The 13,889-nt window shown below is 72.1% G+C and carries 7 protein-coding genes; 6 read left to right on the top strand and 1 reads right to left on the bottom strand.

All coding sequences use genetic code 11. From position 1 onward, the window contains the following. Positions 1 to 27 precede the first annotated feature (27 nt). From ACWV17_RS22920 to ACWV17_RS22895, 6 genes are all read left to right on the top strand, one after another. Positions 28 to 4,185 carry an Rne/Rng family ribonuclease gene (locus tag ACWV17_RS22920; RefSeq protein WP_455361227.1) on the top strand — a complete coding sequence of 1,386 codons (4,158 nt, stop codon included), beginning with the start codon at positions 28 to 30 and terminating at the stop codon, positions 4,183 to 4,185. 312 nt (positions 4,186 to 4,497) lie between these two features. Next, positions 4,498 to 5,616 (top strand): DegT/DnrJ/EryC1/StrS family aminotransferase, encoded by a 1,119-nt coding sequence (locus ACWV17_RS22915; RefSeq protein WP_455357041.1) that lies wholly within the window; start codon positions 4,498 to 4,500, stop codon positions 5,614 to 5,616. Continuing rightward, on the top strand, positions 5,613 to 6,635 hold the full coding sequence (locus ACWV17_RS22910) for a Gfo/Idh/MocA family oxidoreductase (protein WP_455357040.1): 1,023 nt from the start codon (positions 5,613 to 5,615) through the stop codon (positions 6,633 to 6,635). Before ACWV17_RS22915 ends, ACWV17_RS22910 begins: the two co-directional genes overlap by 4 nt. Next, positions 6,625 to 8,205 (top strand): glycosyltransferase, encoded by a 1,581-nt coding sequence (locus ACWV17_RS22905; RefSeq protein WP_455361226.1) that lies wholly within the window; start codon positions 6,625 to 6,627, stop codon positions 8,203 to 8,205. The genes ACWV17_RS22910 and ACWV17_RS22905 overlap by 11 nt, the downstream gene beginning before the upstream one ends. Continuing rightward, positions 8,202 to 9,815: a glycosyltransferase family 2 protein gene (locus ACWV17_RS22900; protein ID WP_455361225.1), complete on the top strand. Its 1,614-nt coding sequence runs from the start codon at positions 8,202 to 8,204 to the stop codon at positions 9,813 to 9,815. Before ACWV17_RS22905 ends, ACWV17_RS22900 begins: the two co-directional genes overlap by 4 nt. Next, the gene (locus ACWV17_RS22895; protein ID WP_455357037.1) at positions 9,812 to 11,095 is read left to right on the top strand and encodes a nucleotide sugar dehydrogenase; all 1,284 of its coding nucleotides are present in this window, start codon (positions 9,812 to 9,814) and stop codon (positions 11,093 to 11,095) included. Before ACWV17_RS22900 ends, ACWV17_RS22895 begins: the two co-directional genes overlap by 4 nt. A 107-nt stretch (positions 11,096 to 11,202) precedes the next feature. Here the strand turns inward: ACWV17_RS22895 and ACWV17_RS22890 are convergent, their stop codons facing one another. Then, positions 11,203 to 13,776, bottom strand: a complete 2,574-nt coding sequence (locus ACWV17_RS22890; RefSeq protein ID WP_455361224.1) for a glycosyltransferase — start codon at positions 13,774 to 13,776, stop codon at positions 11,203 to 11,205. Positions 13,777 to 13,889 lie beyond the last annotated feature (113 nt).

Genomic DNA, 13,889 nt, shown 5'->3' with positions numbered 1-13,889 from the left:
CGGGAGCGCGACGGGAGAACCGCCCGCATGCTCGAGCCGAACGAATCCAACGAGCCGGCGCACCACAGCGCCGTAGACGACAGTCCCAGCGACACTCTGCCCCCGCGCCGCCGACGCCGCGCGGCGTCCCGCCCCGCGGGCCCGCCGGTCGCCGCGGACAACGGACCCGGCGCAGCCGCGGTACCGGAGGCGGCCGATGGCGCCGCCTCGCACGAAGCCGGGGCGGAGACCGAGGCCGCGCCGCCGGCGCGTGCCCGCCGCCGGGCCACCCGTAAGGCGACGGCGCCCGCCGGTGCCGGAGCGACTGACGTCGCCGTCGAGCCGCCCGCTGCCGGAGCCCTCGCCGGGGACCAGGTCCCCGCTGCCGCCGAAGAGACCACCGCGGCCGACCAGGCTGCCGCCGTCGAGGCTGAGGCCGCGGCGCCGGAGCGTGCCCGTCGGCGCGCCACGCGTAAGGCGACGGCGCCCGCCGGTGCGCCGCAGTCGGCGGAGGCGTCCGCCGAGGCTGCCGGGGTCCCCGCCGAGGGGCAGGCCACTGCCGCCGAAGAGACCACCGCGGCCGACCAGGCTGCCGCCGTCGAGGCTGAGGCCGCGCCGCCCGCGCGTGCCCGTCGGCGGGCCACCCGTAAGGCGACCGCGCCCGCCGGTGCGCCGGCGGCCGCCGAGAGCGAGTCCACCGTGCCCGACACCGAGTCCGAGGCCGTGACCGAGCCCGCCGCTCCGGCGCGTACGCGCCGCCGGGCGACCCGTAAGGCGACCGCCCCCGCCGGTGAGCCGACGGCCGCGGAAGCGGCTGAGGCTCCCGCCGCGAGCGAAGCGCCCGAGGCCGAGACCGCGCCGCCGGCGCGTACGCGTCGGCGCGCCACCCGTAAGGCGACCGCGCAGGCCGAGGTGCCCGCCGTTGAGGACGCCGAGGACGAGGACGAGATCGTGGCCGAGGACGGCGAGCAGCTGCCCGCCGACGCCGCCGCCGAGATCGCCGCCGACGAGGCGACGCGCGGCCGCCGGCGCCGCCGTGGCGAAGAGCCCGAGGGCGAGGCCGTCACCGTGGCCGACGCCGTGGACGCGCCCCAGGGCCGGGGCCGCCGCCGTGCGACGCGCCAGCCGGTGACCGCCGCTCCGCAGCCCGCCGCCCCGGCCGAGGCCGAGGCCGAGGAGAGCGCGTCCGGTCGTGGCCGCCGTCGGGCGACCCGCCCGGCCGTCGCCGTGTTCCAGGCGCCGGTCTTCGCCGAGCCGGTGTTCCAGACCCCCGAGACCGCGGCCGCCGCCGCTGCCGCCGAGGCGGCCGAGCGGGCGGAGCCGGCGGAGGAGGAGGCCGCGGCCCCCGCGCCGCAGGCCGGCTCGCGCCGTCGCCGCCGTCGCGGTGCTGCGGCCGAGACCGAGCCCGCCGTCGAGCCCGCGCCCGTAGCGGCCGCCGAGGCGGAGGCCGAGGCCGAAGCCGAAGAGGCCGTCGAGGACGAGCACGCCGAGGGCGAGGAGACGGACGAGTCCGGCGAACGCCCCGCGCGCCGCCGTCGCCGTGGCGGCCGTCGCCGTCGCCGTGGCGAGTCCGCCGAGCTCGACGAGTCCGGCGAGGGCGAGGAGGGTCAGGACGCCGAGGCTGCTGACCAGGACGAGGAGGAGCCGGAGGAGGACGAGGAGGGCGCGTCCGGCGCCGGGTCCAGCTCCAGCCGTCGTCGCCGCCGTCGTCGCCGTCGCAGTGGTGACTCGGGCGGCGAGGCCGAGACCGGTGCCGACGACCCGGAGCGTACGGTCGTCAAGGTCCGCGAGCCGCGTCCGTCCCGTAAGAGCGAGGAGCCGTCCGACGAGGTGCAGTCCATCAAGGGCTCGACCCGTCTGGAGGCGAAGAAGCAGCGCCGCCGCGAGGGCCGCGAGCAGGGCCGTCGCCGGGTGCCGATCATCACCGAGGCGGAGTTCCTGGCGCGCCGCGAGGCCGTCGAGCGCGTCATGGTGGTCCGCCAGAGCGGCGAGCGCACCCAGATCGGCGTCCTCGAGGACAACGTGCTGGTCGAGCACTACGTCAACAAGGAGCAGGCCACCAGCTACGTCGGCAACGTCTACCTGGGCAAGGTGCAGAACGTACTGCCGTCCATGGAGGCCGCGTTCATCGACATCGGCAAGGGCCGCAACGCCGTCCTGTACGCCGGTGAGGTCAACTTCGAGGCGCTGGGCATGGCCAACGGCCCCCGCCGCATCGAGTCCGCGCTCAAGTCCGGCCAGTCGGTCCTCGTCCAGGTGACGAAGGACCCGATCGGTCACAAGGGCGCCCGCCTCACCAGCCAGGTCTCGCTGCCCGGCCGCTACCTGGTCTACGTGCCCGAGGGCTCGATGACCGGGATCAGTCGCAAGCTGCCCGACACCGAGCGCGCGCGTCTGAAGACCATCCTCAAGAAGATCGTCCCCGAGGACGCGGGCGTCATCGTCCGTACCGCCGCGGAGGGCGCGAGCGAGGACGAGCTGCGCCGCGACGTCGAGCGTCTGCAGTCGCAGTGGGAGGACATCCAGAAGAAGGCGAAGAGCGGCGGCGCCTCGAACGCGCCGACGCTGCTGTACGGCGAGCCGGACATGACCGTCCGGGTCGTGCGCGACATCTTCAACGAGGACTTCACGAAGGTCATCGTCAGCGGTGACGAGGCGTGGGAGACGATCCACGGTTACGTCAACCACGTCGCCCCGGACCTGACGGACCGGCTGTCGCGGTGGACCTCCGAGGTCGACGTCTTCGCCACGTACCGGATCGACGAGCAGCTGATGAAGGCGCTGGACCGCAAGGTCTGGCTGCCGAGCGGCGGTTCGCTGGTGATCGACAAGACCGAAGCCATGATCGTGATCGACGTCAACACCGGCAAGTTCACCGGCCAGGGCGGCAACCTCGAGGAGACCGTCACCAGGAACAACCTGGAGGCGGCCGAGGAGATCGTGCGTCAGCTGCGGCTGCGCGACCTGGGCGGCATCGTCGTCGTCGACTTCATCGACATGGTGCTGGAGTCCAACCGGGACCTGGTGCTGCGGCGCATGCTGGAGTGCCTGGGCCGTGACCGTACGAAGCACCAGGTGGCCGAGGTCACTTCGCTGGGCCTGGTCCAGATGACCCGTAAGCGGGTCGGTCAGGGCCTGCTGGAGTCGTTCTCCGAGACCTGCGTGCACTGCAACGGCCGTGGCGTGATCGTCCACATGGAGCAGCCGACCGCCGCCGGTGGCGGGGGCGGCGGCAAGCGTGCCAAGAAGCGCGGCCGCGGTGGTGTGCAGGAGCACGAGCACGAGCTCGTGACGGCGGACACCGAGGCAGAGGCGGGCGCCGAGTCCGAGGCCGAGGTCGCCGCCGAGGCGGCCGCCCCGGTGGCGCTGCCCGAGCCCGCCTTCGCCGCCGACGAGGAACTGTTCAGCAGCGTGGCGGAGGCCGAGGCCGCCGCCGGCGGGCGGCGTTCGCGCCGCCGGGCGACCCGCAAGGCGACCGCGCCGGCCGGTGCGCCGAAGACGGCCGAGGCCGTGCCGTCGCAGCCCGTGTCGGAGCCGGTGGCGGAGGCCGTGCAGGTCTCCGAGCCGGAGCCGGTCGTCGCACCGGAGCCGGTCGTCGAGGCCGCCCCGGCCGAGCCCGCCGTGGCCGCGCCCGTGGAGGCCGCCGTCGAGGAGGCCGCGCCGCCCGCGCGTGCCCGTCGCCGGGCGACCCGTAAGGTCACGGCGCCGGCGGGTTCGCCGAAGCCGGTGGAGGAGGCGGCCGCCGAGGCCGCCGCCGAGATCGTCATCGAGGCACCGGCCCCGGTCGCCGTCCCGATCGTGGCCGAGGCACCGCAGGAGCCCGAGGCGCCGGAGCAGCCGGAGCCGGCCGCGCCGCGCGCGCGGCGCCGGGTGACCCGTAAGGTCAGCGCGCCCGCAGGCGCGCCGGCCGGTGCCGCCGAGGCGGCGGTCGTCGTGGTCGCGTCCGAGCCGCAGGCCGAGGCGCGGACCGAGGCACAGCCCGAGCCGGAGGCGCAGCCCGAAGCGGAGCCGGAGGCGGAAGCCGCCGCGGCGAAGAAGACGGCACGTAAGGCGGCCAAGAAGGCCACCGCGAAGAAGGCTGTGACGAAGAAGACGGCGGCGAAGAAGACCGCTGCGAAGAAAACGACTGCCAAGAAGGTGACAAAGAAGACGGTCGCCGCGGAGCAGCCCGTGCAGCCGTCCGTGTCGGCTTCGGCACAGGACTGAGCAAGGAGCGGCCCGCCCCTGATTGCTGGGGGCGGGCCGCTTTTCCGTGGCAGAATCGTTGCCTTTACGCGTTTGCCACCGGCGATTTACCCCATGAAATTCCTGATAATGTGACGCCGGTCGTTGCCGACCCGTGCCTCCCACCGGAGACTGCGGTCGGCTAACCGGTCCCGGTCCGGGACTAACCGGTCCTGAAATTCCTCGGTAGGGCGTCGGCTTTGTGCCGGAGGGGAACAGCGCGGCCTCGAGAGACGTCCGCACCCCAGACCTCTGCCACACATAGAGCTCTTGCGGTGCTGAAGGAGGACGTCCATGTCGAGCGTCAACGAGCAGCCGATCCCTGCTGCGCGTCCGGTGATCGGTGAAGAGGAGATCGAGGCCGCGGTACGCGTGCTGCGCACCGGTCGCGTCGTGCAGGGTCCGGAGGTGGCCGCCTTCGAGGAGGGCTTCTCCGAGCTGGTCGACGGACGCCACTGCGTGGCGGTGAACTCGGGTACCTCAGCGCTGCACCTGCTGCTGCTGGCGCTGGGCATCGGCCCCGGCGACGAGGTCATCGTCCCGTCCTTCTCCTTCGCCGCCTCGGCGAACGCGGTCCGCCTGGTCGGCGCCGATGTCGTCTTCGCCGACATCGAGCCCGGCAGCTTCGGACTGGACCCGGCCGCCGTCGAGGCCGCCATCACCCCGCGCACCGCCGCGATCATGCCGGTCCACCTGTACGGCCACCCGGCCGCGATGGACAAGCTCATGCCCATCGCCGAGAAGCACAAGCTCGCCGTCGTCGAGGACGCCTGCCAGGCGCACGCCGCGGCCCTGAACGGCACCCCCGTGGGCGCGTTCGGCTCGGGCGGCACCTTCAGCTTCTACCCGACGAAGAACATGCACTCGCTCGAGGGCGGCATGATCTCCACCGCCGACGCGGAGACCGCGCGCACCCTGCGCCTGCTGCGCAACCAGGGCATGGAGCAGCGGTACGCCAACGAGATCGTCGGCGCCAACATGCGGATGACGGACGTCGCCGCCGCCGTCGGCCGCGTACAGCTGTCGAAGCTGGGCGGCTGGACCGAGCAGCGCCGCGCCAACGCCGCGTACCTCGACCAGGCCATCTCCGCGTCGAACGTGGTCATCCCGCCCGTTGCCGAGGGTGCACGCCACATTTACCACCAGTACACCGTCCGGGTGCAGGGTGACCGGGATGCCGCGATGCAGCAGCTGACCGAGGCGGGGATCGGCAACGCTGTGTACTACCCGACCCCGATCCACCGGCTGAAGCCGTACTGGGAGCCGGACCAGAAGGCGGGCCGCAACTGGGACCTGCCGGAGACCGAGCGTGCGGCCGCCGAAGTCGTCTCGCTTCCGATTCACCCCTCGCTCACCGAGGGTGACCTGGAACGCATCGCCGCCGCCGTGAACGCCCTTGGAGAGAACCTGTGACTTCCGCTGGACTGCGTGCCGGTCTGATCGGCCTCGGCTCGATGGGGCGCCACCACGCCCGTGTACTCGCGAGCCTCGAAGGCGTACAGCTGGTCGGCGTCGTCGACCCGATGGGGGACAAGTTCGGCGCCGCCAACGGCGCGCCCGTCCTGTCCACCGTCGAGGAGCTGCTCGCGCTCGGTGTCGACTACGTCGTCGTGGCCTGCCCGACCGCGCTGCACGAGGAAGTCGGCCTCAAGCTGGCCGAGGCCGGTGTATGCGCGCTGATCGAGAAGCCGGTGGCGGACACCGTCGAGGGCGCGAACCGTCTGGTCGAGGCCTTCGAGAGCCGCGGCCTGGTGGCCGGCGTCGGTCACATCGAGCGCTTCAACCCGGCCCTGCAGAGCCTGCGCAAGCGGCTCGAGGCCGGCGAGCTGGGCGAGGTCTTCCAGGTGGTCACCCGCCGCCAGGGCCCCTTCCCGCACCGCATCGCCGATGTCGGCGTGGTCAAGGACCTCGCCACCCACGACATCGACCTCACCGCGTGGGTGACCGGCCAGGAGTACGTCTCCATCGCCGCCCACACGGTGTCCAAGAGCGGACGTCCGCACGAGGACATGGTCGCCGCCGTCGGCCAGCTCGCCGACGGCACGATGGTCAACCACCTCGTCAACTGGCTGAGTCCGCTGAAGGAGCGATTCACTTCGGTCACCGGCGAGCGCGGCTGCTTCATCGCCGACACTCTCACCGCCGACCTCACGTTCTACTCGAACGCCGCCCAGGAGACCGAGTGGGAGGCCCTGCAGGCCTTCCGCGGCGTCGCCGAGGGCGACATGATCCGGTACGCGATCCCGAAGCGCGAGCCGCTGCTGGTCGAGCACGAGAACTTCCGCGACGCGGTGCAGGGCAAGCCGAGTAACATTTCAACCCTGCGGCAGGGCCTTCGTACGGTCGAGGTGGCCGCAGCCGTATTGGAGTCGGCAGACAAGGGCACCACGGTGCCTCTCAAGACTGAGGATCCGACGACACATGGTGTCTGAATACATCCAGGGGGCCCGGCGGGGTACCCGGGGTCGAATCGTCATGCTGGTCGACAACAGCGTGCATGGTGATTCCCGGGTACAGAAGCAGGCGAGTTCAGCCGCTGCTGCCGGGTGGGATGTCATCCTTTTGGGCAAAGCGTCCGGCAACGGTGTGGACAACTGGATGCTCGGCGAAGCCGAGGTCCAGCTCATCCACGTGCGGTCGAAGATGTCCGTCCAGCCCAGGGACCTTCGCGGCGCCCCGCTGCGCCGGCCGCTCGCGTACTCGTCCGACCGGGTGGCCGCCTTCCGGGTGCAGCAGGTCAAGGCGTGGCGCGCCGACCTGAGGGTCAGGCGCGCCGCGCTGAAGGCTTCCTCGAACGGCGCTTCGTCGCTCAGCGCCAAGACCGGCAATGCGTGGCTCACCGTTCCCCGGGCCGCGTCCAAGCTGACGTCCCGATGGGTGTCGCTGCGCACCCGTGAGACGAGGAAGCTCCGGAAGATCAGGCGTACGAGGTCGGCGCCGCTGGACCGGGCCACCACCCGCTTCTGGCTGACGGCCATGGGCGAGCGCGCCTGGCGCCGACTCGACCCGGGCGTCTGGGACTTCGAGCTGGCCTTCGGCCCCGTCATCGACGCGCTCGAGCCGGACATCATCCACGCGAACGACTTCCGGATGCTCGGCGTCGGCTCCCGGGCCACGCTCCGGGCGCGTGCCGCGGGACGTCCGGTGAAGCTCGTCTGGGACGCGCATGAGTTCCTGCCGGGCGTACGGTCCTGGGCGAACCAGCGCAAGCTGCCGGCGATGGTGGCGTACGAGCGGGAGCACGCCAAGCACGCGGACGCCGTGGTGACCGTCTCGGAGGGGCTCGCCGACCTGCTCCGCACGTCCCACGGGCTTGCCGAACGGCCGGCCGTGGTCCTCAACGCACCGGATGCCAGCGCGACTTCGCTCGAAACGGACGAGCCGGTGCCGGACATCCGTGAGCTGTGCGGTATCGGCCCGGATGTACCGCTGCTGGTGTACAGCGGCCTCGCGGCGGCGCAGCGCGGACTCGGGATCATGGTCGAAGGCCTGCCCGACCTGCCGGATGCCCACGTGGCCTTCGTCGTGATGAACCCCGAGGCTCCGTATGTCCGGGGGCTGCTGGCGCGCGCCGAAGCGCTCGGCGTGCAGGACCGGGTTCACGCGCTGCCGTACGTGCCGCACTGGCAGGTGGTTCCGTTCCTGTCGGGTGCCGACGTCGGCATCATCCCGATCCACCACTGGCCGAACCATGAGATCGCACTGATCACGAAGTTCTTCGAGTACTCCCACGCAAGGCTGCCGCTCGTGGTCAGTGATGTGAAGACGATGGCCGAGGTCGCCAAGGCCACCGGCCAGGGCGAGATCTTCCAGGCCGAGAACGTCGTGGACTACGTGCGCGCCGTCAAGGCGGTGCTGGCCGAGCCCAAGCGGTACACCGCTGCGTACGAGACCGAGGGGCTTCTCGAGCAGTGGACCTGGGAGGCCCAGGCCGAGATCCTCGACGGGGTCTACTCGCGGCTGCTGCCCGCGTCCACCACGCAGCAGGGAGCGGGTGGATGACCAGGACTCCCGACGTCACCGTCGTCGTCGCGGTCTACAACACGATGCCCTACCTGACGGACTGTCTGAAGTCCCTCGTCGGGCAGAGCATCGGGCTGAAGCGCCTTGAGGTCGTGGCGGTCGACGACGGATCCACGGACGGCAGCGGCCGGGAACTCGACCGCTTCGCCAAGCGGTACCCGGACACCTTCAAGGTGATCCACCAGGCCAACTCCGGCGGTCCGGCCGCTCCGAGCAACCGGGCTCTGGAGGTCGCCACCGGACGGTTCGTCTTCTTCATCGGCTCCGACGACTACCTCGGCAAAGAGGCGCTGGAGCGGATGGTGGCCTGTGCCGACACGCACGGGTCCGACGTCGTGATCGGCCGGATGGTCGGCACGAACGGGCGCTACGCGCACCAGGCGCTGTTCCAGAAGTCCGACCCGGACATCAGCCTGTACGACTCGGCGCTGCCGTTCACCCTGGCCAACATCAAGCTCTTCCGCCGGGACCTGGTGGAGCAGCACAAGCTGCGCTTCCCCGAGGACCTGCCGGTCGGCAGCGACCAGCCGTTCACCCTCGAAGCCTGCGTCCGGGCGAAGAAGATCTCGGTGCTGGCCGACTACAAGTACTACTACGCGGTCAAGCGCGGCGACGCGAGCAACATCACGTACCGGTCGAACCACCTGGTCCGGCTGCGCTGCACCGCGGAGATCATGAGGTTCGCGGCCGGGCTCGTCGAGGCCGGTCCCCAGCAGGACGCCGTCTTCGAGCGGCACTTCACCTGGGAGATCGCCAAGCTCGTCCAGGACGACTTCCTCCCGCTGGAACCGCGGCTCCAGCGCGAGGTCTGCGACGGTGTCCGCGAGCTGGCCGACGCGTACTTCACGGCCGCCCTGCGTGACGCCCTCGACGTCAAGCGGCGGGTCCGGATCAGTCTGGCCCAGCACGGGGCGGTGGACGAGCTCGTCCGCGCGATCGCCTCGGAGGCCGAGGACGGCGCGCCGCCCCTGCTGATCGAGGGCGGGCGGGCCTTCGCCCGCTACCCGGGCTTCCGGGACGGGGCCGGGCTGCCGGACCGGACGTTCGAGCTGCTGCGTCCGGAGCCCAAGGCCGTCGCGGACGCGGTCCGGCTGCTCTCGGTGCGCTGGGAGCAGGAGGACGGGGAGATGTCCGTCGCCCTCGCGGTACGGATCCGGGCCACCGGCGACACCGGCACCCCCGCCGTGCGGCTGGTTCCCGGCGAGCTCCCCGGGGCGACGCCGGGCGGCCGGGTGCTGCCCGGCGGCCTTGAACTCCCGCCCGTGGTGGGCGAGTTCACCGTCGAGCGCGACGCCGACGGCATGGTCCTGCACGCCCGGGTACCGGTCGGGCGCCGCAAGGCGAAGCTCGGGGTGCGCATCTACCTCGACGTGGCCGGCTCGACGTACGAGATCCCGGTCAGGACCCGGGGCCTGCCGCTGCCGCTCGCCCGCCGCTGGCGCCGCGACCACCCGTACCGCATCCACGCCAACGCGAACCCCCGCGGGTGGCTGACGATCACGACGGCTCCGCTGTGGGAGCCCAAGCCCGCCACCCGTGTACGAATCCGGCGCCTGCTGTCCCGGTTGAAGAGGAAAATAACCCGATGAATATCTGTGTAGTCGCTCTCGGCAAGATCGGTCTTCCGCTCGCCGTGCAGTTCGCCGCCAAGGGCCACCGCGTGATCGGGGCCGACGTCAACGAGAAGGTCGTCGAGCTGGTCAACGCCGGCACCGAGCCCTTCCCCGGCGAGTACGACCTCGACCGCCTGCTCAAGGAGACCGTCGGCGCCGGGCTGCTCTCCGCGACGACGGACACGACCGCCGCGGTCGCCCAGTCCGACGCCGTCGTGGTGGTCGTGCCGCTCTTCGTCGACGCCGACGGCGTTCCGGACTTCGGCTGGATGGACGCCGCGACCAAGGCGATCGCCGCGGGTCTCAAGCCGGGCACCCTGGTGAGCTACGAGACCACGCTGCCCGTCGGCACCACCCGTACCCGCTGGGCGCCGATGCTGGAGGAGGGCTCCGGCCTGACCGCCGGCCAGGACTTCCACCTGGTCTTCAGCCCCGAGCGGGTGCTGACCGGCCGCGTCTTCGCGGACCTGCGCCGCTACCCGAAGCTCGTCGGCGGTATCGACGAGACCTCGGCCCGGCACGGCGTCGAGTTCTACGAGCAGGTGCTCGACTTCGACGAGCGCGCCGACCTCGCACAGCCGAACGGCGTGTGGGACCTGGGCACCGCGGAGGCCTCCGAGCTGGCGAAGCTGGCCGAGACCACGTACCGCGACGTCAACATCGGTCTGGCCAACCAGTTCGCCCGGTTCGCCGACAAGAACGACATCGACGTCAAGAAGGTCATCGAGGCCTGCAACAGCCAGCCGTACAGCCACATCCACCAGCCCGGTATCGCCGTCGGCGGCCACTGCATCCCGATCTACCCGCGGATGTACCTGTGGAACGACCCGGAGGCGACCGTCGTGCGCTCGGCCCGCGAGGCCAACGCCGCGATGCCCGCGTACGCCGTGGACCTGCTGGCCGCCGCCTACGGCGACCTGGACGGCGTCGGTGTGCTGGTGCTCGGCGCGGCCTACCGCGGTGGCGTGAAGGAGACGGCCTTCTCCGGCGTCTTCCCGACCGTCGAGGCGCTCAAGGCGCGCGGCGCGGTGCCGTTCGTCTCCGACCCGATGTACACGGCCGAGGAGCTCATTGCGCACGGTCTCGTGCCGCACGAGGGCCAGGCCGTCACCGCCGCGATCCTGCAGGCCGACCACGCGGAGTACCGCGAGCTGGCCGCCTCCGACCTGCCGGACGTCCGCGTCCTGGTCGACGGCCGCCGCACCACCGACCCGGCCCGCTGGGAGGGCGTCCGCCGCGTCGTCATCGGCGGCTGATCACTCAGAAGCAGGCGAGAAGGCGGTGTCCCAGCAGGGGACACCGCCTTCTCGCGTCGTTCTTCCCCTCCGGGATACCGCCTTCCCCTCCGGGATACGGCGTCGGCTCAGGACAGGAAGTCGGCGAGCACGGCCGCCGTCCGGGTGCCGTCGTGGCACTCCCGGGCGAACCGGGCGGAGCGCTCGCCGATCAGCGCGGCCTCGTGGCGGTCGTCGAGCAGTGATTCGAGAGCGCTGCGGAGCGAATCGGGGGTGGCGTTGACGATGGGCGGACGGACTCCGGCTATGTCGGCGGCCGTGTCCGTCAGCCAGGCCACCACCGGTTTCCCGGCCGCCATGCCCTCGCAGGCGAAGGTGCCGTACGTGCCGATCGCGAACTGGTCGATGATGATGTCGGCGTCCTGCACGAGGTCCCGCATCCCCGACCAGTCGACCTGCTCGGCCAGCCGGAATTCGATGACGCCCCGGTCGTGAAGATCGGTGAGGACCGGCAGGACGCGGTCCGTGCCCTTCGTCCAGCGCTTCGAGGGCGCATGCAGGACGACAGGCCGGCGGCGTTCCATGACAGGACGGTCGCACGCGAACGCGTCCACATCCACGACGAGCGGCGCCCAGGTGGCCATCGGAAGATCGTCGAGCAGGTCGGGAGTGGTCACGAACGTCGGCAGACCGAACTCCTCCGCCACCCTCCGGTTGCGCTCGGTTACGCCCGTGAGCCGCTCCACCATTCCTTCCGGGGCATCGCGGAACAGGGAGTGCTCGAAGCGTTCCATGTGACGCAGGGGATGCCGTACCTCGCTGCCGTGTCCGAGCAGGGCGACCTTGATGCTCGTACGCAGCAGGGCGGGCAGATCGCCTTCCAGGTGGCTGCCGTTGAGACGGCCCAGAACCGGCAGGAACGCGTCGGCGATCAGATGCGTGTAGTTGCGGAAGACCCGTTCGACCTGGGCGAGCTGGATGGTGAGCCGGCCCAGCTTGGCCGCGTCGAGCTGGACGTCCGCGGGGTAGCCGAAGGACCCCGCTGAAGCCGCCATCACCACCTGCGCGGAAACGTCGGGCCTGGACCGGCAGACCGCGTGCGCGAACGAGGCCAGCTGCCCCGCGTAGTTCGCGGGCGCCAGGCCGAGTCGGATCGGCGTTCCGCCCAACGGCGTCCAGGTGGGTACGGGCCGGGACGGCTTGCGGGCGTCCTGCGTCTCACCGGTCCAGGTGAGATCGGTGCGCGGGGTGAGGGGCTGGGTACCGGAGAGTTCGCGGTAGAGCGCGGCCAGGGGGGCGGACCTGTGCTCCCACGCGTGTTCGTCCCGCAGCGGGGCGGTCGGCCTGCTCGCCGGGTCCACGGCGTCCACGACGGCCTTGGCGAAGGCGGATGGGGAACCGGCATCGACCACGGTCACCGCCGGTCCGAGCCGGTCTCCGCAGTCGGGAGCCTCGCGCCCGCACAGGACGACCACCGGGAGACCTGCCTGCACGTACTCGGCGATCAGCATCACGAGGGCCGGTTCCTCGTTCGTCCCGCAGGTGCACACCGCGACGGCGGCGTCCGCCGAGGACAGATAGGACGGGCGGCGGGCCGGATCGGCGTGCGGGGTGTGGACCCGGTCGCGTACGCCGGCCTCCTCGGCCTTCTGCAGGACCGGTTCGAGTGCGGGCGCGTCCGCGGAGCACGCCAGCGCGAAATGGTGTCCGGGGAGCTCGGCGAGGGCGGAGACGGCGGCGTTCAGGCGTGCGCCGGCGTCCGCCGGCCCGGCGTACACCCACAGCGGGCCGGCGCCGTACAGGCCGCAGATGTTCCGGATCTCGGGAAGCGGATGCCCGCTCATGGGGGCGTCCGTCCCCGCGGGCGCGTCCTGGACCACGAGCGGCGCCCGGCGCAGGCGGTGCTCCGAGGCCAGCAGTCGGGCGATCCGGGAGGTGGCCGCGGTGACCGCGTCCGCCTCCGGGGCGAACCGCTGCTCCAGGTCGCCGTATGCCGCGGCCTGCCGCTGCGCGGGGATGGCCGCCTGCTCCGTGCGGACGGAGGCGTCGTAGATCCATGGGGCCTTCAGGCCCCGGGTCCGCAGCCGTGAACTGCTGCGCGAGGCCGTCGCCAGCATCGACACGTCGAGCACATGGATCAGGTCGGGCTTCAGGTCCTCCAGCACCGGCCCGACGGCCAGGTCCTGGTCGAGCAGCTCCGGCAAGTCGGCGCGCCAGTCGCCCAGGGGTATCACCGGCGACCGGTCGCGCCGGGCTTCCCAGCGGCAGAGCCGCATCCGGAGGCGGTGTGCCGCCCGGCGGAGCCGGATCCAGACCTTGAAGGTCCAGCGGGCCGGCAGCCCCATATCGCCGGCCCGCGCCCCGGCCTCCCGTACCCATGCCCGGTGGAGCGCGAGAGCGCCGGCCTGAGCGGTGGCGTCCCGCAGCCCGGCCTGGGTGAAGAACCGCCGCATCCGGTGGCCGCGCCGGCGCCGGGCCGCGTCTTCGCGCAGGGCCGAGCCGACAGGTATGCGGACCAGGGAGACCGGGCCGAGTGCGGACTGGCGTGCCTCCTTGGGGACCTCGGCCGAGCCCGGGGAGAGGACGGTCACGTCCCAGCCGTCCCTGGCCGCGGCGATCGCCGTACGCCCGGCACGGGACGCGGCGGTGACTTCCTGGTCCGCCAGGATGGCCAGACGAGGACGCGTAGCAGACTGCGGCATCGGATCTCCCGGGTTGCTTCGCCCCGCTGGGCGCGGGGCAAATGGGCGGCACTGCCGACGCGCACTGTGCGCCTCCCGCAGGTGGCCTGCGGGGTAGCGGCGCCAGAGCTCGG

The organism is Streptomyces mabaensis (genome assembly GCF_053763515.1).
Note: the sequence above shows the minus strand (reverse complement) of the source record. Positions and strands in the feature narration are given on the sequence as shown.